A 24,545-nucleotide genomic window follows, 5' to 3' on the forward strand; every position below is an offset into this window, starting at 1 on the left:
CTGCAACTGCTGGCCTATCACGTCGCCGTGCTGCGCGGCACCGACGTCGATCAGCCGCGCAATCTGGCGAAGTCCGTGACGGTGGAATAAAACCGGTCACGGTGATCTCTCGCTCATGGCTGGATGACTTCCATATCGCTGCTCGCGCTTGTGACCCGGTAGTTTTCCGCCAAAAACGTGCGCGGTAGTGAACCGTCATTGGCTGGTCCGGCTTCAATGAAACATGGTCGAGGGCGAACGGCGCCGCGCCGTTGTCGCCCTATGGCTGTTCCTCTCGAACATGAAAGTCCACCTAATCTTCACGACCATGTCGCAGAAAAAAAGCAAGCGCGATTGGTCGCAATCACAATCCCACTCTGATCAAAGATACGTGGCGCCCCTGCCGCTATCGCCTTGGACTAGACAGGGCTGCAGAGTGAAGGGGAAATTTGTCCGGGCCGAGTGCCACGACAAAGGCGATCACCATGGACGGCGCGCAGGGGACATGACCGCATGCACGAAAATTCAGTGGAGTTCATCACATTTTTTCGCGATGCGGCTTTCAAGTCTGCACAAGGCTTGAATAAGATCGATTCAAATCGGGAGTGCCCGGACGATGCCCGCGGCGATGATGCGAGGCGCTCCCGGGGAACTCATGGCTACACCACACAGGTGCTCACAGGGGGCATCGGGGGCAGGCTTCCGCGAATCGCGGGTCGAACACCTCATCTATCCGGCACGGGGTCGCATGTCCTGTCGTCGCGCGAAGGTGTTCGCCTCACGGGAGCCGACTTCCTCAGGCGAACTCCCTATGGCATCGCATCAGCGAACTTGGACGTTCATGCCGGCACATCGGACCGTAGACAGTCGCGTAGCGCACGACATACAGGGGATGGTCGCATCCGCGCATCTTACGCGGCCCACGCGGCCGCCTGTTTTTCTGGTTCATACAACCGCTGCGTCGTCCGGCGCAGCGAGGGCGCCTGCCGGCTCTGCGAACAGGGCAGGTGCTGCAGCAATAGATGAAGGGAACGGCTTCCCGGGACGGGAAGTGGCATACACAAAGGACATGTATCCATCGAGATGGACAAGACATGGGAGTACCCAATGTCGATGATTGAATCGCACTACTTTCGCGCCCCATGGTTCGATGATTTTCTTCGCCATGCCCCGCTCCTGCATGCGCCACCCGCGCCTCGCCAGGTCTGACCGTTTCCCCACAGCTCGCCTGAGCGATTGATCCGGGACTCCGTCCCGTCTTGACCATTGCGTGCGGTCGGCGATCGCGCGCGTAAGCAAGCAGGGGCGCGGAAAAAACAGGGGCACACGTCGTTCGCGTCGAATACCGGCTTGAAACCCATAGCGGTTTTGCGCCTCGGGCTTCTGCGCGCCCGCGATTCGTGCCCTCCGGCTTCCGGCCTCTGTCCCCCACACCCTGTCCCCCCCGCACACGGAGAAGGTATGAACAAGATCTACAGCAAAGTTTGGAATTGCGCCTTGGCGCAAGTCGTCGTCGCTTCGGAGCTTGCCGCGCGTCATCGCGGCGGCATGGTCGACCGGCGCGGAGCACGTCATCGGCTATCCCCAAGCCGACTCAGCCTGGGCATTCTGACCGGGCTGATCGCATTGGGCGGAGCGGGATGGGTTGAGCGGGCGGATGCGCAGTCGTTGGATTGCACCGCGGCGCCCTACAATCTCTACAGCAGCGCGACGTCGTGCATGGGTTATGGCGCCAAGGCCAACGGTCTGGGTGCCACCGCGCTTGGCGGATCTGCGCTCACCGATGTGCTTGGCGGTTTGGCTGTGGGATATGTCGCACATTCGGCGGGCCAGAACAGTATCTCCGTTGGCTTCCAGGCCTACAGCTCGGCCATCAATTCCATCTATCTGGGCGCACGCACGGCTGCTGGAACCGGTGCGCTGGCGGGTGGCGCGATCGCTATCGGCACGGATGTCACGGCTTCCGGCAGCAATGCCCTCGCTTTTGGGTCGACCGCGAAAGGCATTGGCGGCAATGCCGTTGCCATCGGCGTCCTCAGTTCCGTCGATGCAAACTCCGGCAACAGCGTTGCCATTGGTCCTTCGGCCAGCGCGGTGGGGGCCATCAATGCCGTCGCCCTCGGTTCGTCGGCCTCGGCGAGCGCGGGGCAAGGCACCGCACTGGGTGCCTTTACGAAGACCACCGGTGATGGCGCAACGGCGGTCGGACTTTCATCGCAAAGTCTTGCTTCCCATGCAACCGCCGTTGGCTGGCAAGCCTATGCGACCGCCCTCAACGCCGTCTATCTGGGCGCCCGCACGGTCGGGACCGGCGCATCGGCCGAATCGGCTATCGCCATCGGCACGGATGTGACTGCTTCAGGCATCTATTCCATCGGCATGGGGCTGCAGGCGAACGCAAGCCAGGGTGACGCCATTGCCATCGGTAGGCAGGCAGTTGCGACTGGCATTAACTCCATCTATTTAGGGGCGCTCCAGAGCGGTATCGCCGGCGCAGGCGCCACGGCGAACAATGCGATTGCTGTCGGCACGGATATCACCGCCAGTGGGACAGGGGCAGTCGGATTAGGCAATTTTACGGTTGCGTCGGGTACGAACAGCCTTGCATTGGGCGCCAGTTCCGCGACGGCTCAGAACGCCGTGGCGGTCGGGCAACAGTCCGGTGCATCGGCTGCCAATGCCACGGCGATCGGTTTTGCATCGAAGGCACAGGCGGTTTCTACCGTCGCGTTCGGCGACAGCAATACCGTTGCCGCCGCGGCCGGCACCGGCTCCATCGCCGGCGGCCATAACTCGCAAGTGCGCGGCGGTCTCGGAGCCGTCGCACTCGGCGAGGCACAGACCGCCACCGGCAACGGTGCGGTGGCGATCGGCGATCCGAACATCGCCAATGGCAACGGCGCCGTGGCGATGGGCTCCAACAACGTCGCCGCAGGCGATGCCGCCGGCACCACCGCGGCGGATGGCGCCGTAGCGATCGGCAACAGCAACCAGGCGATCGGCCAGGGCTCGGTCGCGCTGGGCGATACCAGCAAGGCGCTGGCCGCTGGCGCGTTAGCCTTCGGCAACGCGGCCACCGCCAACAATGCGAATGACGTGGCGCTGGGCTCGGGCTCCACCACCACCACGGCGGTGGGCACGCCGAGCTACGTCATCGGCGGCACCACGTACAACTTCGCCGGTACTACGCCGACCAGTACGGTGAGCGTGGGCGCATTGAACGCCGAGCGCACCATCACCAACGTGGCGGCGGGTCGCATCAGCGGCAGCAGCACGGATGCGATCAACGGGTCGCAGCTCTACGCAGTGACGCAGGCGGTGCAGTCGCTCGCGACCAATACGCCACTTCACTACTACAGCGTCAACGACGGCGGCACGCAGGGGGGCAACTACCTCAACAACGGCGCTACCGGCGCCAATTCGATGGCGGCAGGCATCGCGGCCGCGGCGTCGGGCAGTCAAGCCGTAGCGCAGGGCTATCAGGCGAACGCGTCGGGCGGCGATGCCATTGCGCTCGGCACCCGCACCAACGCTTCGGCCGTCAGCAGCACCGCGATCGGCGTCAACGCCACGGCATCGGGGGTCAGCGGCTCTACGGCGGTTGGCGCCTTCGCCAACGCCAGCGCCACCAACAGTCTTGCGCTCGGCGAGTTCGCCAGTGCGTCCGGCGTGGGTGCCTCGGCCGTCGGCCCCGGCGCGAACGCCGCGGCGGCGAGCGCCACAGCGCTCGGCAATCTTTCGCAGGCGCTGGCGGTATCGACGGTTGCGCTAGGTGACGGCAATACCGTCGCCGCGGCGGCGGGGACCGGTTCCATCGCCGGCGGCCATAACTCGCAGGTGCTGGGTGGCACCGGCGCGGTGGCGTTGGGCGAAAGCCAGACCGTCAACGGCAATGGCGCGGTGGCGATCGGCGATCCGAATTCGTCCACGGGTAACGGCGCCGTCACCGTGGGTGCGAACAACACCGCCAACGGCGACGGCGCGGTGGCGTTGGGCAATACCAACAATGCGCAAGGCGTGGGCTCGGTAGCGATCGGCAATACCAGCAGCGCGCTGGGCGCCGGCTCGCTGGCGTTCGGCAACACGGCCACTGCCAACAATGCGAATGACGTGGCGCTGGGTTCGGGTTCCACCACCACCACGGCGGTGGGCACGCCGAACTACGTCATCGCTGGCACCACGTACAACTTCGCCGGTACCACGCCGAACAGCACGGTGAGCGTGGGCGCGGGCGGTGCCGAGCGCACCATCACCAACGTGGCGGCGGGTCGCATCAATGGCGGCAGCACGGATGCGATCAATGGTTCGCAGTTGTTCGCTACCAACCAGGCCATCGACAGCCTGAGCAGCACGGTCACCGCCAACACGACGCACTACTACAGCGTCAACGACGGCGGCACGCAGGGCGGCAACTACACCAACAACGGCGCCACCGGCCTCGATGCGCTGGCCGCTGGCGTGGGCTCCACCGCCACCGCCAACAACGCCACCGCACTCGGCCAAGGCACCGGCGTTTCGGTGCTGGGCGGCGTGGCGCTGGGCTCGGGCGCGGTATCCGACCGCGCGATCGCACCGACCTCGGGCTCGATCCTCGTCGGCACCAATGTGATTCCGTACAACACGACGGATCGCAACTTGCTGGGCGCCGTATCGGTAGGCAACGCCACCGACTTCCGTCAGATCACCAATGTGGCGGACGGCACGCTGGACCAGGACGCAGTGACCCTGCGCCAGTTGAAGGGCGCGATGAGTTCGTTCTCGGTCACGCCGATCAAGTACTTCCACGCCAACTCCACTGCCACCGATTCGCTGGCGGCGGGTGCCGAGTCGGTGGCCATCGGTCCGCAGACGACGGTGAACGGTGACAATGGCATCGGCATGGGCAATGGCGCGATCGTGCAGCAGACCGCGCCGGGCGGCACCGCGATCGGCCAGAACGCCACGGTGAACCTGGCCGATGGTGTGGCGCTGGGCACCAACGCCACTTCCAACGGCATCCAGGCGATGGCGCTGGGCGCGGGTACGCAGGCGTCGTTCGCCGGCAGCGTAGCGTTGGGCGCGGGCTCGGCGACAGCGGCGGCGGTCGGTACTCCAAGCACGTCCATCAACGGCACCACGTACGCCTTCGCGGGTACGACGCCGGGTTCGACGGTGAGCGTGGGCGCAGTTGGCGCGGAGCGCACCATCACCAACGTGGCCGCCGGCCGCGTCGATCAGAACAGCACGGATGCGATCAACGGCAGCCAGCTGTTCGCCGCCAATCAGGCGATCGGCGCCGTGGGCAGCAGTGTCACCAATCTGGGCAATACGGTGACCAACCTGGGCACGACCATCGCCAACAGCTACGGCGGCAGCACCACCTACGATCCGGCTACCGGCACGCTCAACACCAGCCTTACCTATGGCGGCAATACGTACAGCTCGCTGCAGCAGATCTTCAACCAGATCGACACCGGCGGCATCAAGTATTTCCACGCCAATTCCACTCTTGCCGACTCGCTGGCGAACGGCGTCAACAGCGTGGCGATCGGTCCGGTGTCCACGGCTAATACAGCCAATGCGGTCTCCATTGGCAATGGCGCCACTGCAGGCACCAATGCCGGCGACGTGGCGCTGGGCGCGGGCAGCGTCACCGGCGCGGTGGTTGCCACTACCGGCGGCACCATCGCGGGTAACGCCTACACCTACGCCGGCACTACGCCCAGCAGCACGGTGAGCGTAGGCACGGCAGGGGCAGAGCGCACCATCACCAACGTGGCGGCGGGCCAGGTGAATGGGAACAGCACGGATGCCATCAATGGCTCGCAGCTGTTTGCCACCAACCAGGCGCTGGATACGCTCAGCAACACGGTGATGGCCAGCGCCACGCACTACTACAGCGTGAATGACGGCGGCACGCAGGGCGGCAATTACGCCAACAACGGCGCTACCGGACTCGACGCGCTGGCGGCAGGTGTGGGAGCCGCGGCGACGGCGGATAGCAGTACGGCGCTGGGTCAGAACACGGGCGTGTCGATACGGGGCGGCGTGGCGCTGGGTTCGGGCGCGGTATCCGACCGCGCGATCGTACCGACCTCGGGCTCGATCCTCGTCGGCACCAATGTGATTCCGTACAACACGACGGATCGCAACTTGCTGGGCGCCGTATCGGTAGGCAACGCCACCGACTTCCGTCAGATCACCAATGTGGCGGACGGCACGCTGGACCAGGACGCAGTGACCTTGCGCCAGCTCAAGGGCGCGATGAGCTCGTTCTCGGTCACGCCGACCAAGTATTTCCACGCCAACTCCACGGCTTCCGATTCGCTCGCCGCCGGCGCGGAATCGGTGGCGGTCGGTCCCAAGACCACAGTGAACGGCGACAACGGCGTCGGTATCGGCAACGGTGCGATCGTGCAGCAGACGGCGCCGGGCGGCACCGCGATCGGCCAGAACGCGACAGTGAACCTGGCCGACGGCGTGGCACTTGGCACCAACGCCACTTCCAACGGTATCCAGGCGATGGCGTTGGGCGCGGGCACGCAGGCGGCTTATGCGGGCAGCGTAGCGCTCGGCGCGGGTTCGGTGACGGACGCAGCGGTCGGCACCGCCAGCACCACGCTCGCCGGCGTCACGTACAACTTCGCCGGCACAACGCCGGGCTCGACGGTGAGCGTGGGCAGCGTGGGTGCGGAGCGCACGCTTACCAACGTGGCGGCCGGCCGCATCAGTGGAGCCAGCACCGACGCGATCAACGGCTCGCAGCTGTTCGCTACCAATCAGACGCTGTCGGCGCTCTATTCACAGCTCATCAGCCTCAACAACATCGTCAACAACCTGCCGCAAGGCGGCACTGTCACCAACATCAACACGTACCAGACCAGCGCGGACAACACGTCGAACGCCTCGGCGACGGGCAACAACTCGACCGCCGTCGGTGCCGGCTCCAACGCGTCGGGCAACAGCAGCACGGCGGTCGGTGCGGGTTCGACGGCCAGCGGCGACAACAGCGTGGCGATCGGTGCCGGCTCGGTGGCGTCGCAAGCCAATTCGGTGTCGGTGGGTTCGGTAGGCAACGAGCGCACCGTCACCAACGTGGCGGCGGGCGTGAACAACACCGACGCAGTGAACGTAGGCCAGCTCAACCAAGCCATCCAGACTGCCAAGGACTGGTCCAAAGACTACGTCGATCAGCGTTTCCAGGGCGTGGACCGAGACCTCAACCGCATCGGCAACCGCGCTGACGCGGGCGTCGCCGCGGCGATGGCCATGGCCAGCCTGCCGCAGGCCTACCAGCCGAACCAGAGCTCGGCGGGGGTGGCGTTGGGCAGTTTCCACGGCGAGGCCGGCATCGCCATCGGCGTGTCGACCATCACCGAGAGCGGCCACTACGTGTTCAAGCTCAACGCCACGAGCAACTCGCGCGGCGATACCGGCGCGGGCGTCGGCGCTGGCGTGGTGTGGTGAGGAAGAATTTCATGAACGCTATTCCAGGAGTCAACAACATGCGTGCATCGTTCAAAGGTATCGCTCTGGCCGCGCTGGCTCTGGCGCTCGCCGCCTGCGGCAACGTCAGCCACAACGTGGCGAAAGATGGTCGTTCGGCCGGCGAGGTGGTGTGGCCGGCGCCGACAGACACCACGCCCATGCACAAGGGAGGCACTTTCCCCAACCTCGCCAACCTGCGGCAGGTGAGGGCCGGCCTCAACAAGCAGCAAGTGTCGGACCTGATCGGCTATCCGCACTTCAGCGAAGGCATATGGGGCGTGAGGGAATGGAACTACGTGTTCAACTTCCGCAAGGCCGGCAGCGACGAGATCGTGGTGTGCCAGTACAAGGTGCTGTTCGACGAGGACAAGCTCGCGCGCAGCTTCTACTGGAAGCCGGAAGCTTGCGCCGATCTGCTGAAGGAGCAGGCTCCCGCGGCGTCTGCCGCACGGGCGCCGGCCAAGCCGCGCGTGCTGTCCGCCGATGCGCTGTTCGCGTTCGACCGGGCCGAACTCTCGCCGGCCGGACACACGGCACTGGATGACCTGGCTGCGAAATTGCGCGGGCAGAGCGACAAGCTGCGTTCTGTGCGCATCGTCGGCTATACCGATCGTCTCGGCGGCGAGGCCTACAACCAGACCTTGTCGCAGCGCCGCGCCCAAACGGTGAAGGACTATCTGGTGGCGCGAGGCGTGCCGGGCGATCGCGTCACCGCCGAGGGCTTGGGCAAGGCCGATCCGGTGAAGGACTGCCAGGAGGGTCCGCGTGTGCAGCTGATCGCATGCCTGGCGCCGAATCGAAGAGTGGAGATATGGATCGACGGCATGGAGTGAGGACGAGTCAGTCTAGGTGGCTCAATCGGTCACCTTCGCGCCGTTGCCGGCTAGTCCGGCAACGGCGTTGTCGTCGATGGAGTGAGCGGCGAACTGGAAACCGCCGACAGGTACGACGAGTCTTCGTTTTATGACACGGTTGTCATTTTGAGGCGGTTGCTTGTCGACACGGCCGACGGCTTGATGTAAACCCAAATTTAGATCGATACAAAACGCGGCTCCCCCATGGCCGCTTTTTTCCACCCCGAATTTAGATCGATCTAAATTAAGCCAGGGGAACACCTCACGGCTCAGCGCAGTCGGCCCACTGGCCCGTTCATCCAGCATCGACGGGAGAGCAAGCACATGAATGACGGCATGGATTTTTCGCGCAAGCGTCCACTGCTCCGGGCGATGGCCCAGGTCATGGCGCTCGCTGCCGGTCTCGGCATGGCTGCCACCGCTTCGGCCCAGTCCACCACCGGCGCCCTGGTCGGACAGGTGGCCGATCACGCCGGAGATACCGTGCTGATCGAGGGCAGCAACGGCCTCGCCCGTCAGGTGCCGGTCGATGCGCATGGCCGCTATGTGGCTTCGCAGTTGCCTTTGGGAACCTACACCGTGTCCTTGCAGCAAGCGGGAAAGACGGTCGATACGCACGCCAATGTCACGCTGCGCGTCGGTGCGGCGACCAACGTGTCGTTCGCCGCACCGGCGGTGGGCGGAGTGGCGAGCGCTACCAGCCTGGGTGCGGTCAACGTCCATGGAAACACATTGCCGGCGATCGATGTGACCAGCGTCGATTCGCGCACGGTGATCACGGCGGAACAACTGGCGAAGCTCCCGCTGGGCCGATCGGCGGAAGCCATTGCCCAACTGGCGCCCGGCGTCACCCGGAACACCGCCAACTTCGCCAGCGCCACCGGACAACCCCTGGTGAGTTTCGGCGGTTCGGCTGCCAGCGAGAACGCGTATTACATCAACGGATTCAACACCACCGATCCGCTCAACGCCGCCGGCGGCCTCACTCTGCCCTACGGCGCGATCGACCAGCAGGAGGTGTACACCGGCGGCTATAGCGCACAGTACGGTCGCTCCGACGGCGGCGTGATCAACCAGGTCGGCAAGCGCGGCACCAACGACTGGCATTTCGGCGCGCAGGTGCTGTGGGAGCCGTCGTTCGCGCGCGGCGACTACACCAACATCTATTACGCCAACGGCACGCCCAAGACGCCGATCGCGGGAAATCTCTACAACCCCAAGGCCACGAACAAGCTGTCGAGCACCACGGTGAGCGCTTATGTCGGTGGCCCGCTGATCAAGGACAAGCTGTTCTTCTTTCTGGCCGGCGAGTACGAGCGCGAGAGCGGCAAGTCCACCAACGCCGTCGACAATTCCACGCCCTACCAGAACTACCGCTACGACGATCCACGCTGGTACGGCAAGCTGGACTGGAACATCACCGACAGCAATATCCTCGAGCTGACCGGCGCCTCCGACAAGCGCGAGGGTTCGGGTTCTGTCTACGCCTATGACTACAACGCGCTGCAGCGCGGCGCGTTTCTGCGTCCCCTGGACGACACCAAGAAGGGCGGCGACCTGTACGTGGCCAAGTACACCGGCTACCTCACCGACAACCTGACGCTGAGCGCGATGTACGGTGAAATGAAAACGCGCGATTACGATGTGCCCGGCAATTACGACCCCGGCCTCACCTACATCACCGGCATCACCGATCAGAATCCTGCGCTCAACGGCGGCGTGCCCCGCGGCAATTCACAGGTCTCTTCGTTGGCGCATCCCGGGCGCAGCAACAAGACCACCAATATGCGCCTGGACGTCAGCTACCACCTGGGCGACCACACGCTGAGCGTCGGCATCGACAACCAGAGAGCGCAAGCCATCGACCAGGGCACCGTCAACAGCGGCCCCGGCTACAGCTGGGGCTACGGTCATACGGATCATCCCGAATTGCCGATCGTCTCCGGCCTCGGTGTACCCGCGCCCGCGGGCTTTCCCAACGGCGCCAGCGGCTATTACGTACAGAAGAACATCGCCAGCAACCTGGTCACCGTGCGCTCCGAGCAGCGCGCGCAGTACATCGAGGACAAGTGGCAGGTCAGCGACCGCTGGCTGCTGTCGCTGGGCCTGCGCAACGACCAGTTCACCGACTACAACCCCGCCGGTCAGGCCTTCATCACGCAAACCAAGCCGCAATGGGCGCCGCGGCTGGGCTTCAGCTGGGACGTCAACGGCGACTCGAGCTTCAAGGTGTTCGGCAACGCCGGCCGCTACTATCTCGGCCTGCCGCTCAACCCCGCCACCGGCGCGGCCTCCGGCTACATCGCGACCCAGCAGTACTACACCTATAGCGGCATCGCGCCGGACGGCACGCCGACCGGCCTGACGCAAATCTCGCAGCCGGTCTCGGCCAACAACTCGTTCGGCGTGCCGCCTGATCCCAATACGGTCACGGCGAAAGGCATCAAGGCCGAGTATCAGGACGAATTCATCATCGGCTTCACCAAGACCGCTGGCGATCATTGGCTTTATGGCGCGAAACTCACCCAACGCATCCTGCGCACCGCCATCGACGACTTCTGCGACGTCAACCTGGTGACCAACAAGGCCACGGCGCTCGGCTACGCCGTGGGCTCGACCAACAGCTGCTATCTGATCAATCCGGGACGGGCAAACACCTTCAACCTCACGGATGCCGCGGGCAATCCCTTCAGCGTGACCTTGAGCAATGCCGAGCTCGGCTTTCCGCAGCTCAAGCGCCGCTACTACGCGCTGGATACCTTCCTGGAGCATCCGTTCGACGGCACCTGGTATGGCCGTGTCGACTACACCTTCTCGCGCAGCTACGGCAACACCGAAGGCCAGGTGCGTTCGGACCTGTTGCAAGGCGGCGCCTCGGCCAGTGAGGATTGGGACAACTCGGCGATCATGGTCAACACCAATGGTCCGCAGAACAACGATCACACGCATCAGCTCAAGCTGTACGGCTATTACCAGTTCAGTCCGGAATGGGTGGCGTCCGCCAATCTGCGTGTGCAATCGGGCAATCCGCGTATCTGCCTGGGCTACTTCGGGCCGGACCACACCGATCCGGTCGGCTACGGCAACGCTTATCACTGGTGCGACGGGCAACCCTCGCCGCCCGGCAGCCATGGCCGACTGCCCTGGACCCATCAACTGGATCTGGGCCTGACCTACCGGCCCGCGTTCGCCGCCCACAAGCTCGGCTTCACCGCCAGCGTGTTCAACGTCTTCAACGAACAGCGGCCGATTTTTCTGCAGCCCAATTCCGAACAGAAGGCGTTTACGCCCAACCCGCTCTTCGGCACGGCGCTGTATCGGGAAGACCCGCGCTACGTACGCTTGAGCGTCAATTACGATTATTGAGTTACCCCGTCCAGGCATCCATGCCGACCCTCTCCCCCGCGGTGTGGATGCCTGGCTTTTTGTTTGACCACGAGTGGCTTTCGACCCTCCACTCGTTTCTCACTTCTCTCCGCTCAATCCTGCAATACAGCCTGCTGCGATTCCTGGAAGGCCTTCGGGGTGCAGCCGAGTTCGCGGCGGAATACGGTGTAGAGGTATTGCACCGAAGTGAAGCCGCAGCGCACGGCGATGTCGGCGAGACTGGATTCGCCGCTGCGCAGCAGTTCCTGGGCGATCTCCAGCTTGTGTCGCAGGATTTCCTGATGGACGCTGCGCTTGAGGCTGCGGCGGAAGTGTTCCTCCAGCAGCGAGCGCGATACGCCGACGTAGTTAGCCACCTGTTCGGTGCGGATGCCGAGGCAGCCGTACTGGCGGATGTAGTGCATGGCACGCATCACGTACGGACTGCGCCGGGTCTGGTGCAGGCTGGACGCGGCCACGTGCAATCCTTCCGGCGGCACCACCACGCGGGTGTCGCTGCAATCGGCGCCATGCAGCATGCGATGCAGCAGGTGCGCGGCGGTGCGGCCCATTTCCTCGGTGCCTTGCTGCACCGAGGTCAGCGGGATGCGGCTCAGCGTGCGCGCCAGCGGATCGTTGTCGATGCCGACGATGGCGACTTCGTCGGGTACCGGGATGTCCGCCATCATGCAGGCCTGCAGCAGCTGGCGCGCGCGCGCGTCGGTGGCGGCGAGGATGCCGACCGGTTTCGGCAGCGATTTCAGCCAGGCGATCAGCGCCTCGAGCGCGTCGCTCCAACCCGCCGCGCTGGTGGCGTGGCCGTGGTAGATGAAACTCTTGAGGCCATCGCGCGCGACCATGCCGTCGAACAGCCGTTCGCGCTCCTCCGCCCAGCGGTGCGCCGGCGCCACCGGCAATGAGTAGAAACCGAAGTGTTCCAGGCCTTGCTCGATCAGGTGGTCGTAGCCCAGCCGCACCAGCGCAGCGTTGTCCGTGGCGATGTAGGGCAGGCCATCGGGGTAGCGCGACGCGTCGGTATAGGAACCGCCCACGGCAACCACCGGTACATTCACCTCGCGCAGCGCCGCGCATACCTGCGGGTCATCGAAGTCGGCGATGATGCCGTCGCCGCACCAGTCGGCCAGTCCAGTCAGCCGACAGCGGAAGTCCTCTTCCATGAACAGATCCCAGCTGACCCGGGTGGATGCCAGGTACGCGCCGACACCGGCGATGATCTGCCGGTCATATACCTTGTTCGCGTTGAACAGCAACGCGATGCGATGGACGCCACGTGGATTGCTCATCGATTGCTCATCCGGTCACCGTGCGGTGGCCTGGTTGCATGGCGCTCGGCGCCGGCCCCAGGACCATCGATTGTGGTCCGGGCCAAGCCCGGATCGACCTGAGGCTAGCACGGGCGGATGGGGGGTGCGGAGGCTTTGCGGCGAGTGCAAAATAAGAAACGTCAGTCGCTCTGGGCAATTTCGTAATTGCGCGGTTTTCGTGCTGCCCGCAGCATGAACTACGGTTTTAGTATGAACGGTCGCCGCGGGATGTCGGTGGCCGGCAGCGTGACAGAGGGTGGAACATGCGCATGAGGTTGCTGCAGGGTCGCCGGGACAAGGGCTGGCTCGCCTGGACGCCGCCGGCGTGGCCGGCCACCGAGCCCGGGTGCGCACTCCGGGCGCGGCGATCAACCTGGATGTTTCGACTGAAGCAGTAGCTGCGCGCTGCCGGCGCGAACGTCCGACCCTATCCCCGGGGTGCGGTGGCGGCGATGCCACTGTCCTCACCACCCGTTCATCGCAAGGAAACTCCCATGTCGTATTTCGATTCCATCGCCCCGGTGCGCTACGAAGGACCCGGCACGGAACAGCCGCTGGCATTCCGCCATTACGATGCCGGCCGGCGCGTGCTCGGCAAGACGATGGCCGAGCACCTGCGCTTCGCGGTGTGCTACTGGCACAGCTTCGTCTGGCCGGGCATCGACATGTTCGGCCAGCCCACCTTCGAGCGGCCATGGCATGCCGCCGGCGACCCGATGGCGAATGCGCTGGCCAAGGCCGATGCCGCCTTCGATTTCTTCGGCCGCCTCGGTGCGCCGTTCTACACCTTCCACGACACCGACGTGGCGCCGGAGGGCGGCAGCCTGCGCGAGTACGTGGACAACTTCGCGCGGATGACCGACGTGCTGGAGGCCAAGCAGACGCAGACCGGCGTGAAGCTGCTGTGGGGCACCGCGAACCTGTTCTCGCACCCGCGCTACGCCGCCGGTGCGGCGACCAATCCGCAGCCTGAGGTGTTCGCCTATGCGGCGGCCCAGGTGGTGCACGCGATGGCCGCCACGCAGCGGCTGGGCGGCGCCAACTACGTCCTGTGGGGCGGCCGCGAGGGCTACGACACCTTGCTCAACACCGACCTGAAACGCGAGCGCCAGCAGCTCGGGCGTTTCATGAACATGGCGGTCGAGCACAAGTACAAGCTCGGCTTCGGCGGCGACATCCTGATCGAGCCGAAGCCGCAGGAGCCGACCAAGCACCAGTACGACTACGACGTCGCCACGGTCGCCGGCTTCCTCAAGGATTTCGGGCTGGAAGGCGAGATCAAGACCAATATCGAGGCGAACCACGCCACCTTGGCCGGACACTCGTTCCACCATGAAGTGGCCACCGCGATCGCACTGGGCGTGTTCGGCAGCATCGACGCGAACCGCGGCGATCCGCAGAACGGCTGGGACACCGATCAGTTTCCGAACAGCGTGGAGGAATGCACGCTGGTGATGTACGAGATTCTCAAGGCCGGCGGCTTCGGCAAGGGCGGCATGAACTTCGACACCAAGGTGCGCCGCCAGAGCAGCAGCCCGGCCGACCTGTTCCATGGCCACATCGGCGCGATGGACGTGCTGGCGCTGGCGCTGCTGCGCGCGGCCGACATGGTCGAACGCGACTTGCTGGGCGAACTCAAGGCACGCCGCTACGCCGATTGGGACGGCGAACTGGGCCAGCGCATCCTGGCCGGTTCCAGCAGCCTGGCCAGCGTCAGCGAAGAGGCGCTGGCGCAGGCCTTCAATCCGCGCCACATCAGCGGCGAACAGGAGCGGCTGGAGAATCTGGTCAACCGCTTCATCCACGGTTGATGACGATGACCACGCATCACCGCTGCCGTGAGGCGTTCGACTGATGTTCGTCGGCATCGATCTTGGTACCTCCGCCGTCAAGGCGGTGCTGCTCGATCGCGATGGCACGCTGCGCGCCAGTGCGAGCGAACCGCTGGCGATCTCGCGGCCCCGGCCACGCTGGTCCGAGCAGGATCCCGAACATTGGTGGCAGGCCACGCTGCAGGTGATGGACCGGCTGATGCTGGCCGCCGCACAGCAGGGCCTGAACCCGGCCGCGATCGAATCGATCGGGCTCAGCGGGCAGATGCACGGCGCCACCGTGCTGGATGCCGCCGGCCGCGTGCTGCGCCCGGCGATCCTGTGGAACGACGGCCGCAGCGAGGCCGAGTGCGCCGAGCTGGAGGCGGTGCCGGATTTCCGTACGATCACCGGCAACCTGGCGATGCCCGGCTTCACCGCGCCGAAGCTGCTGTGGCTGCGCAAGCACGAACCCGAGATCTTTGCGCGCATCGACAAGGTGCTGCTGCCCAAGGATTACCTGCGCTACCGGCTCAGCGGCGATTTCGCCAGCGATCCGTCCGATGCCGCCGGCACGCTGTGGCTGGATGTGGCTCGGCGTGCCTGGAGCCCGGCCATGCTGGCAGCCTGCGGGCTGGACCTTGCGCAGATGCCCACCCTGGCCGAAGGCCCGCAGGTGACCGGCCATCTGCGCGGCGAGCTGGCGCAGCGCTGGTCGATGCGCGAGGTGGCTATCGCTGCAGGCGGGGGCGACAACGCCGCCGGCGCGATCGGCGCCGGAGTGATCCAGCCGGGCCAGGCGATGCTGTCGTTGGGCACCTCCGGCGTCTGTTTTGCGGTCTCCGACGGCTATCGTGCGCAGCCAGAGCTGGCGGTGCACAGCTTCTGTCACGCGCTGCCTGCCCGCTGGCACCTTATGTCGGTGATGCTCAGCGCGGCCAGTTGCCTGGACTTCGCCGCGCGGCTGGGCGGCTATGCCGATGTGGCCGAGCTGCTGCGCGATGCCGAGTCGGCGCCGCTGCGCGAAGCACGGCCGTGGTTTCTGCCTTACCTGGCCGGCGAGCGCACGCCGCATAACGATGCGCACGCCAGCGGCGTGCTGTTCGGCATGGACGCGGCGACTCGCCGGGTCGATATGGCCCATGCGGTGCTGGAAGGTGTGGGGTTGGGCCTGCTCGATGGCATCGACGCGCTGGAAAGCGCCGGCGTGGCCTTGCCGACGATCAGCGTGATCGGCGGCGGCGCGCGCAGCAGTTTCTGGCTGGCGATGTTGGCCGACATCCTGGGCCGGCCGCTGGAGCTGCGCGCGGGCGGCGAGGTGGGTCCGGCGCTCGGTGCGGCGCGGCTGGCACAACTGGCCGTCGACGGCGCCGCCGCGGCGGCATCGGTGTGCCCACAGCCGCCGCTACTGCAGTGCTTCGAGCCGCGCGAGGGCCGGCATGCCTATCATGCACGGCAACGGCGGCCGGTCTTCCGCGAATTGTATGCACGGCTGCGCGGATTGCACCGCGCCGACGAATCCGACGAACCACGCGAGTGATGGAGCAAGCATGAAACTGAAAAACCTGTGCGCGCTGGCGCTGTCGTGCGGCCTCGGCATGCTGGGCTTCGCCGCGCCGGCACATGCCGACAAGGCGCATCCGCTGATCGGCTTCAGCATCGACGACATGCGGCTCGAGCGTTGGGCGCGCGACCGCGATTTCTTCAACGCCGCGGCGACCAAACTGGGCGCCAAGGTGCTGGTGCAATCGGCCAACGGCAGCGAGGAGCGCCAGGTGGCGCAGATCGAGAACATGATTTCGCGCGGCGTCGATGTGCTGGTGATCGTGCCGCAGAACTCCAAAGTGCTCGGCAACGTGATCGCCGAGGCACACCGCAACGGGGTCAAGGTGCTCTCGTACGACCGCCTGATCCTCGACGCCGACATCGATGCCTACATCTCGTTCGACAACCTCAAGGTCGGCCAGATGCAGGCGCAAGGGCTGGTGGACGTGAAGCCGAAAGGCAATTATTTCCTGCTCGGCGGCGCGCCCACCGACAACAATGCCAAGGTGCTGCGCCAGGGCCAGATGCAGGTGTTGAAGCCACTGATCGACAAGGGCGACATCAAGGTTGTCGGTGACCAATGGGTGCCCGACTGGAGTCCGGCCAAAGCGCTGAGCATCATCGAGGATGCGCTGACCGCCAACGCCAATCGCATCGACGCCGTGGTGGCCTCCAACGATGCCATCGCAGGCGGCGCGGTACAGGCACTGGCCGCGCAGCGGCTGGCGGGCAAGGTCGCGGTGTCGGGGCAGGACGCCGATCTGGCGGGGGTCAAGCGCGTGGTGGCCGGCACGCAGACCATGACGGTATACAAGCCGCTCGATCAGCTCGCCACGCAGGCCGCCGGCCTCGCGGTGGGCCTGGCGACCGGCAAGACGCCGGTCTACAACGCGCATTACGAGAACGGCAAAAAATCCGTCAATACCATTTTGCTGCAGCCGATCGATCTGACCCGCGCCAAGGTCGACAAGGTGATCAGCGACGGCTTCTATACCCATCAGCAGGTCTATGGGAACTGAGCCGCAACACGCTGTCGTCGACGGCGATGCCTGCTTGCTCCGGATGCGCGGCATCAGCAAGTCGTTCGCCGGCGTGGTGGCCGTCGACGGCGTCGACCTGCAGGTGCGCGCCGGCGAATGCCTGGGACTGTGCGGTGAGAACGGGGCGGGCAAGTCCACCTTGATGAAAGTGCTGTCCGGCGTCTATCCGCACGGCAGCTATGGCGGCGAAATCCTGATCGACGGTGTGCCGCTGCACGCGCATTCGGTAGCCGACAGCGAGCGCGCCGGTATCGCGATCATCCATCAGGAATTGATGCTGGTGCCGGAGCTGAGCGTCACCGAGAACATCTTTCTCGGCCGCGAAATCCGCCGTTTCGGCGGGCGCATGGATTATCCGGCGATGCACCAGCGCGCCGAGGCGCTGCTGCGCGAGCTGGGCATCGATGGCATCAAGGTGGGGCAGCCGGTGCTGTATTACGGCAGCGGCCACCAGCAACTGATCGAGATCGCCAAGGCGCTAGGCAAGCAGGCGCGGCTGATCATTTTCGACGAGCCGTCGTCGTCGTTGACCGCGACCGAAACGCGCACCTTGCTGGCCATCGTGGCTGACCTCAAGCGGCGCGGCGTGGCCTGCGTCTACATCTCGCACAAGCTCGACGAAGTGGCCGAAGTATGCGACCGGGTGACCGTGATCCGCGACGGCCGGCACATCGGCACGCAGCCGATGGCGGAGCTGGATACCCATCGGATCGTCACAATGATGGTGGGCCGCGAACTGGGACAGATGTTCGAGCGCAAGCCGCATGCGATCGGCGAGGTGGTGCTGGAAGCCAGCCACGTCACCTGCCTGGACGTGGTCAATCCGCGGCGCAAGCGGGTCGACGACGTATCGTTGCAGGTGCGTCGCGGCGAAATCCTCGGCATTGCCGGCTTGATCGGCGCCGGCCGTACCGAACTGGTGTCCGCGATCTACGGTGCTTATCCAGGGACCTGGCAGGGCGAGTTGCGCATCGACGGCAAACCGGTGCGCGTGCGCTCGCCGCAGGCGGCGGTGCGCGCCGGGCTATGCATGGTGCCGGAGGATCGAAAGCATCACGGCATCGTGCCGCTGATGGGGGTGGGGCCCAACATCACGCTCAGCGTGCTCGGCCATTACGCGCGCGCCGGAGTGATCGACGGCAATCGCGAGGCGCATGCGTTTCATCACGAGATGCGCCGCCTCAACGTGCGCGCCAGCAGCCCGATGCTGCCGATCGCCAGCCTGTCCGGCGGCAACCAGCAGAAGGCCGTGCTCACCCGCATGCTGCTGCCCGAGCCGAAGGTGCTGATTCTCGACGAGCCCACCCGCGGCGTCGATGTCGGCGCCAAGCAGGAAATCTACCGGCTGATCTTCGACCTGGCGGCGCGCGGTATCGCCATCATCGTGGTCAGTTCCGAAATGCCGGAGGTGCTCGGTCTCAGCGACCGCGTGCTGGTGATGGCCGATGGCCGTGTATGCGGCGACTTCATCAACGACGGGCTGCGCCAGGAAGATCTGCTGGCCGCCGCACTGGCGTTGCCGCACAGGATAGAGAACGCATGAGCTCCAGCATCGACACACAGGCCATCGGATACGCGGCGCGTTTCCGGCAAATCTTTTCGCAGTACAAGATCATCGCGCTGCTGGTGGCCGTCGCCCTGATCTGGCTGTACTTCTGGCACGCCACCGACGGCGCGTTCCTGACCTCGCGCAACATCTCCAACCTGTTCCGGCAGATGGCGATCACCGGCATGCTGGCGCTGGGCATGGTGTTCGTGATCATCGCCGGCGAGATCGACTTGTCGGTGGGTTCGCTGCTGGGCCTGCTGGGCGGCGTAGCGGCGATCCTGGACATCAGCCGGCATCTGCCGCTGCCGGCCACCATCGCGCTGGTGCTGCTGCTCGGCGCCGCGGTGGGCGCGCTCAACGGCTTGTGGGTGACCTGGCTGCGGGTGCCGTCGTTCATCGTCGGCCTGGGCGGCATGCTGGCTTATCGCGGCGTGCTGCTGGGCATCACCGGCGGCTCGACCATCGCGCCATCGTCCGACGCGTTCGTGGTGATCGGGCAAGGTTATGTGTCGCCGGTCACCGGCAACGTGCTGGCCGTGCTGATCCTTGCTTTGCTGGTGTTCATCACCTGGCGTCGGCGTGTGGCGCGACAGCGGCTGGAGCTGAAGATCAATGCGCTGTGGCTGGACGCCGCCAAGCTGGTTGCGGCGGGCGTGGTGTTGTTCGTGTTCGTGCATGTGCTCAACGATTACGGCGGCATCCCGGTGCCGGTGCTGTTGCTGTTGGGGTTGCTGGCGGTGTTTTCCTTCATCGCTTCGCAGACCGTGTTCGGCCGGCGCATCTACGCTATCGGCAGCAATATCGAAGCGACCCGGCTGTCCGGCATCAATGTCGATCGGGTACGTCTGGCGGTGTTCGTGCTGATGGGTGTGATGTGCGCGTTCGCCGGCCTGGTCAATACTGCACGGCTGGCCGCGGGAGCGCCTTCGGCCGGCACCAATGGCGAACTGGACGCGATCGCTGCATGTTTCATCGGCGGCGCCTCGATGCGTGGTGGCGTCGGTACGGTGCACGGCGCGCTGGTCGGCGTGCTGGTGATGGCCAGCCTCGACAACGGCATGTCGATGATCGATGTGGATGCGTACTGGCAGATGATCGTGAAGGGTCTGATTCTGGTGTTGGCGGTGTGGGCTGACGTGGTGTCCAGCGGGCGCCGGCGCTGAGGGCGTCGCCTATCTGTGGGAGCGGCTTCAGTCGCGATGCTTTTGCCGCTTCGCTGCCGAATCAGAGCCAAACACCTTCGTCTATCGAGCTACTCCATGTCGCCGATTCTTGTAGGAGCCCGCTGGCGGGCGATGCCCTTTGCTCTTTGGTTGGTGGTTTGAAGCAAAGAGCTTTCGTGCGCCTGTGGCGCCCGAGTCACTTTTCTCTTGTGTGGCCAAGAGAAAAGTAACCAAAAGAGAAGGCCACCCCGCTTGGCGCTTGCCGGGCTCCTGCTCGGCAAGTCCGTGAGCCGGGGCCGGGCTTTTCGACAGGACTCCTGTCCTGGCGAAAAGGAGTCGACCTCCTTGTCGACTCCCGCTGCGCGGCCTGTCGTCCCCGTCTCACCGCCGCACAGGGGCCCCGGGTAGAGCAGCGGGCCATCCTGGCCCGCACTCGGTGAAAAGCCGAAGCAAAGCGTCGCTCTGCTGTTGCTCTGGCTCTTCTGAAAAGTGCGGGCCACGATGGCCCGCTGCTCTACCCGGGGCCCCTCTGCAGCGGCGGGTGGGTGGAGGAACAGCCCGCAGGGTGGCCGGCACGGATGCCGGCCAGTTTGGCGTCAGCACAGGATGTGCTGTCGACAAACCCCGTAACCCACCCGCGGACCTTGCGGGCAGGGATGCCCGCAAGGCGCGTAAGCGGGGTGTCGTTTTCTCTTGGTTACTTCTCTTTTGGACAAGCAAAAGAGAAGTAACTCGCCCTCCGCAGGAGGGTGAAAGCTCTGCACTTAATCAACAAAAATGAGCAAGAGCTATCGCGACTGAAGTCGCTCCCACAAATAGGACGGATGCCCGGTAGACGCGTCATCGGGTACTCCTCTCTTTGGTTACTTTCTCTCGGGCAAGCGAGAGATAGTGACCCGCCCTCCGCAGGAGGACGAAAGCTCTTCGCCTCAAACCACCCATCAAACGCAAAGCCATCGCGACTGAAGTCGCTCCCACAAAAGACGTCTTCTCGCCAATTCGAGAGGCGTCTCCGGCCGACAAAAAAAAGCCCGTTTCCCCGCGGTTTTTGCGGCAAGTGCAAAAGAAGAAACGTCAGCCGGACTGAGCAATTTCGTAATTGCGCCCCTGCGGCTGCGACCGCAGCATGCATTGCAGCACGTACCGTTTAGACCGTATGGCGTGTTTCAAACCGAAACAGACGGTGCGGCGAGATTATCCGGGAAATGCGTACTGCGGCCTGGCCATCATCGATGCGCTGGCTCGCGAGCGCAGCTCCTTCGGCAGCTAGCAATTATGGGGAGGGTATCAGAGTGAATAATCGGTCCAGCAACAGTGTTCGGCAACAGACATCCGCGCAGTTGCGGCGCACGGGTCTTTCGATGGCCATTGCGATGAGCGTGGCGCTGCTCTATGTGCCGGCGCAGGCCTGGGCACAGCAGGCCACGCCCACCGCCGCCGACAGCCAAGGCGCCGACCAGGCCGTCCCGTCTAACACGGCCGCCAAGAAGGCCAAGGCGGACCAGAAGAAGGCAGCGACCCAACTCAGCGCGGTCGTGGTGACCGGCATCCGCGCATCAGTCGAGAAGGCGCAGGACACCAAACGCGACGCCGACACCTTCGTCGATTCGTTATCCGCCACGGACATCGGCGCGCTGCCGGATCGCAGCGTCACTGAAACCCTGTCGCGCATTCCCGGCGTCACCATCGACCATTTCCTCTCCCAAGGCGATCCGGAACACTTCTCTGCCGAAGGCAATGGCGTGCAGGTGCGCGGCCTCACGCAGGTGCGTTCCGAATTGAATGGCCGCGACAGTTTCTCCGCCAACGGCGGGCGCGCCCTCAGCTTCCAGGACGTTCCGTCGGAATTGATGTCCGGCGTCGACGTCTACAAGAACCAGACGGCCCAGATGATCGAGGGCGGCCTGGGCGGCACGGTGAACCTGCGCACCTTCATGCCCTTCGACTTCCAGGGCCAGAAGATCGCCGCTTCAGTCAGCGAGAACTACGGCGACTTCAGCAAGAAGTACAAGCCGTCCGCCTCCGCGCTCTACAGCAATCGCTGGAACACCAGCATCGGCGAAATGGGAGTTCTCGTCGACGTCGCCGATTCCCGGTTGGCGACGCGTACCGATGGCCTGTTCGTGCGTCCGTTCTTCAAGAACGCAAGTGGCACCTGGGTGCCGCGCGGCGCCGACTGGCGCACCTTGCTCTACGATCGCAAGCGCGATGGTGCCTACCTGGCTTTCCAATGGCGTCCCAGCAACAGTCTTGACCTTTACGCCACTGCGTTCCAGAGCAAGTACCACGAAGTCTGGAACGAGGATGCGATCTTCGTAAGCAACGATCCGACGAAGGTGATGGTGGACGCCAGTCAGCCGAGCCAGGTCAATGGCGGCGTGTTCCAGTCCGGTCGTCTCACACAGCCCGGCGGCGTGCCGATGGGCACCGACATCCGCGCCTCCAACAGCCACTCCAAGACCACGGACTTCTCCACCGGGATGAAGTGGCGGCTGGGCACGAGCACCGAAGTCACGAGTTCGTTGCAGTTCGTCAGGGCCACCACCAACAGTCTGGATTCCACGGTGGCGCTAGGTGTCAACGTGCCCTACATCGACGTCGCCCTGAACGGCAGCAACCCGCCGCGCCTCGGCGTCGATTCCAGCTACACCACGAACCCCGCCAATTACTACTGGGGGTTCACCATGGATCACCAGGACCAGAACTACGCCAAAGAACTGGCCTGGCGCGCCGACATCGAGCACAGCTTCGCCGACGGGTTCGTGCAGGGGGTGAAGGCAGGCGTGCGCCTGACCAACCGCTATGCCAACAACATCGATACCGGCTACAACTGGAAGCCCGTGTTCCAGACCTGGATGCAATATTGGGCGGTGCCCGGCGGCGTTCCGCTGCCTGGCCTGAACTTGAACAGCACGGTCAATACCAGCCTCGTGCACCTGGATAAGTTCAACAATTTCTACAAGGGCGACGCCAACATACCGAGTGCGTTCTATGCGCCGGTGCCGTCGACCGCGCTGGGCTACCCGGCCAGCTACCAGGACATCCACGCCGCCGCCGATCCTTTCTACACCTGCTGCTATGCCGGCACGTATCAGAACACGGTGCTCGATGCCGCGCACACCAATGTTCAGCACGAGAAAACCTACGCGGCGTACGCCATGCTCGACTTCGGGGTGGACAATGCCAACCTGAGCGGCAACGTCGGCGTGCGTGCGGTGAGGACCACGAATACCGCCCAGGGCTTCCTGGTATATCCCAACCAGGTGTTGGCGCCCTATCTGGGTGCAGGCCAGACCGCGCCCATCACGGCCCGCAACGAGTACACCGACGTCCTGCCCAGCTTGAACCTGAAGTGGGAGTTCGCTCCGAACCTGATCACGCGTTTTGCCTTTTCCAAGGCGATCGCGCGGCCGGACTTCAGCCAGATGCAGGCCTATCAGGTTCTCAATGCCGCCGTGCAGCCCGGCTATACACCGCCGGCCGGCACGACCTCCGTGCCGGTCGACAAGCTGGCTCTAACGGGCGATTCCTACAGCAACCCCTACCTGACGCCGATGAAGGCCAACCAGTTCGATCTGTCGCTGGAGTGGTACTTCGATCCGGACCGCGGCGGCATGGCCTGGGTCAACTTCTTCCACAAGGGGATACGCGACTATTTCCGCCGCGAGTCGCACTTTGTGACGTATCCAGGTGTCGACGGCAACAACTACCAGTATCTGATCACCCGTCCGGTGAACGTCGGCAAGGCGACGATCGATGGCGCGGAAATCGGCTGGAACCAGTTCTTCGATTTCCTGCCGGTCAAGGGCTTCGGCATGTCGGCGAACTACACCTACATCCGGAGCAGGACCCATGTGCCGAACGACACTACGGCGGTGCCGGTGGATACGGATGGCTCCAAATACGGCAACCTCCCGGCGGATGGCCTGTCGAGGGATTCCCTCAATGTCGCCGGCTTCTACGAGCACGGTCCGTGGCAAATCCGGCTGGCCTACAACTGGCGCAGCCAGTATCTGCTGTCGATCGGTCCGAATGGTTACAACGGTACCGACAACAACATTCCGTGGAAGCTGCCGGTATTCGCCGATGCCTACGGACAACTGGACGGCTCGATCTTCTACTCGTTCAACGACCACGTGAAGCTCGGCCTGGAGATGAACAACCTCAATAACGCCGAACAGCGCACGATCATGTACCAGAATGCCTCCGGCAAGCACATCACTTCCTGGTACGTGAACGATGCCCGTTATGCGCTGACGCTGCGCGTGGCGTTCTGATCGTGCAGTGCCTGAGCAGTCGATAAGGTTCCGGGATGGGGCAAGGCATCCAGCGTTGGGTGCCTTGCCTGGCGCCAGAAAACCTCGCCCGTTCCGGCATGTCGCCCAGGCCATCGCTGGCGAGCGGGTCGACATGTTCAAGTCCCGCGGTCAGCAAACAATCATTGGA

At 64.6% G+C, this 24,545-nt stretch carries 11 protein-coding genes; 9 read left to right on the forward strand and 2 right to left on the reverse strand.

What is annotated here, in order from left to right; translation table 11 throughout:
- Window positions 1-1,440 precede the first annotated feature (1,440 nt).
- Window positions 1,441-7,425 (forward strand): ESPR-type extended signal peptide-containing protein, encoded by a 5,985-nt coding sequence (locus tag BUA26_RS18780; RefSeq protein ID WP_072762439.1) that lies wholly within the window; start codon window positions 1,441-1,443, stop codon window positions 7,423-7,425.
- Window positions 7,426-7,436: 11 nt separating this feature from the next.
- Window positions 7,437-8,279 carry an OmpA family protein gene (locus BUA26_RS18785; RefSeq protein WP_218587862.1) on the forward strand — a complete coding sequence of 281 codons (843 nt, stop codon included), beginning with the start codon at window positions 7,437-7,439 and terminating at the stop codon, window positions 8,277-8,279.
- 21 nt (window positions 8,280-8,300) lie between these two features.
- Here BUA26_RS18785 and BUA26_RS20795 read toward each other — a convergent pair whose 3' ends face one another.
- Window positions 8,301-8,837 (reverse strand): hypothetical protein, encoded by a 537-nt coding sequence (locus BUA26_RS20795; RefSeq protein WP_255368419.1) that lies wholly within the window; start codon window positions 8,835-8,837, stop codon window positions 8,301-8,303.
- Between BUA26_RS20795 and BUA26_RS18790 the strand changes: the two genes are divergently transcribed.
- Window positions 8,784-11,666 (forward strand): TonB-dependent receptor, encoded by a 2,883-nt coding sequence (locus BUA26_RS18790; protein ID WP_255368420.1) that lies wholly within the window; start codon window positions 8,784-8,786, stop codon window positions 11,664-11,666. The two genes, BUA26_RS20795 and BUA26_RS18790, sit on opposite strands and share 54 nt — an antisense overlap.
- A 113-nt stretch (window positions 11,667-11,779) precedes the next feature.
- On the opposite strand, the gene BUA26_RS18795 is transcribed toward BUA26_RS18790, so the two are convergent.
- Window positions 11,780-12,970, reverse strand: a complete 1,191-nt coding sequence (locus BUA26_RS18795) for a XylR family transcriptional regulator (RefSeq protein WP_072762441.1) — start codon at window positions 12,968-12,970, stop codon at window positions 11,780-11,782.
- A 515-nt stretch (window positions 12,971-13,485) separates the two neighbouring features.
- Between BUA26_RS18795 and xylA the strand changes: the two genes are divergently transcribed.
- The 6 genes from xylA to BUA26_RS18825 all read left to right on the forward strand — a co-directional run bounded on the left by xylA (window position 13,486) and on the right by BUA26_RS18825 (window position 24,376).
- The gene (gene xylA / locus BUA26_RS18800) at window positions 13,486-14,802 is read left to right on the forward strand and encodes a xylose isomerase (protein WP_072762442.1); all 1,317 of its coding nucleotides are present in this window, start codon (window positions 13,486-13,488) and stop codon (window positions 14,800-14,802) included.
- A gap of 43 nt (window positions 14,803-14,845) precedes the next feature.
- On the forward strand, window positions 14,846-16,342 hold the full coding sequence (xylB, locus tag BUA26_RS18805) for a xylulokinase (RefSeq protein ID WP_072762443.1): 1,497 nt from the start codon (window positions 14,846-14,848) through the stop codon (window positions 16,340-16,342).
- A 10-nt stretch (window positions 16,343-16,352) separates the two neighbouring features.
- On the forward strand, window positions 16,353-17,366 hold the full coding sequence (gene xylF / locus BUA26_RS18810) for a D-xylose ABC transporter substrate-binding protein (RefSeq protein ID WP_072762444.1): 1,014 nt from the start codon (window positions 16,353-16,355) through the stop codon (window positions 17,364-17,366).
- 43 nt (window positions 17,367-17,409) lie between these two features.
- A complete protein-coding gene (xylG, locus tag BUA26_RS18815; RefSeq protein ID WP_083573109.1) occupies window positions 17,410-18,930 on the forward strand; it encodes a D-xylose ABC transporter ATP-binding protein in 1,521 nt (506 codons plus the stop codon).
- Complete coding sequence (locus tag BUA26_RS18820; protein ID WP_072762446.1) at window positions 18,927-20,099, forward strand: sugar ABC transporter permease; 1,173 nt, start codon at window positions 18,927-18,929, stop codon at window positions 20,097-20,099. Before xylG ends, BUA26_RS18820 begins: the two co-directional genes overlap by 4 nt.
- Window positions 20,100-21,460: 1,361 nt before the next feature.
- A complete protein-coding gene (locus BUA26_RS18825) occupies window positions 21,461-24,376 on the forward strand; it encodes a TonB-dependent receptor (RefSeq protein WP_255368421.1) in 2,916 nt (971 codons plus the stop codon).
- Window positions 24,377-24,545 lie beyond the last annotated feature (169 nt).

The sequence above is a fragment of the Rhodanobacter sp. OK091 genome (genome assembly GCF_900142825.1).
Classification (GTDB): Bacteria; Pseudomonadota; Gammaproteobacteria; order Xanthomonadales; family Rhodanobacteraceae; genus Rhodanobacter.

Bases quoted from the DNA above. Each gene is read 5' to 3' on its own strand.
- BUA26_RS18780 (WP_072762439.1), top strand. From the start codon at position 1,441: ATGAACAAGATCTACAGCAAAGTTTGGAATTGCGCCTTGGCGCAAGTC.
- BUA26_RS18785 (WP_218587862.1), top strand. From the start codon at position 7,437: ATGAACGCTATTCCAGGAGTCAACAACATGCGTGCATCGTTCAAAGGT.
- BUA26_RS20795 (WP_255368419.1), bottom strand. From the start codon at position 8,837: ATGCGCATCGACCGGCACCTGACGGGCGAGGCCGTTGCTGCCCTCGAT.
- BUA26_RS18795 (WP_072762441.1), bottom strand. From the start codon at position 12,970: ATGAGCAATCCACGTGGCGTCCATCGCATCGCGTTGCTGTTCAACGCG.
- xylA (WP_072762442.1), top strand. From the start codon at position 13,486: ATGTCGTATTTCGATTCCATCGCCCCGGTGCGCTACGAAGGACCCGGC.
- xylB (WP_072762443.1), top strand. From the start codon at position 14,846: ATGTTCGTCGGCATCGATCTTGGTACCTCCGCCGTCAAGGCGGTGCTG.
- xylF (WP_072762444.1), top strand. From the start codon at position 16,353: ATGAAACTGAAAAACCTGTGCGCGCTGGCGCTGTCGTGCGGCCTCGGC.
- xylG (WP_083573109.1), top strand. From the start codon at position 17,410: ATGCGCGGCATCAGCAAGTCGTTCGCCGGCGTGGTGGCCGTCGACGGC.
- BUA26_RS18820 (WP_072762446.1), top strand. From the start codon at position 18,927: ATGAGCTCCAGCATCGACACACAGGCCATCGGATACGCGGCGCGTTTC.
- BUA26_RS18825 (WP_255368421.1), top strand. From the start codon at position 21,461: ATGGCCATTGCGATGAGCGTGGCGCTGCTCTATGTGCCGGCGCAGGCC.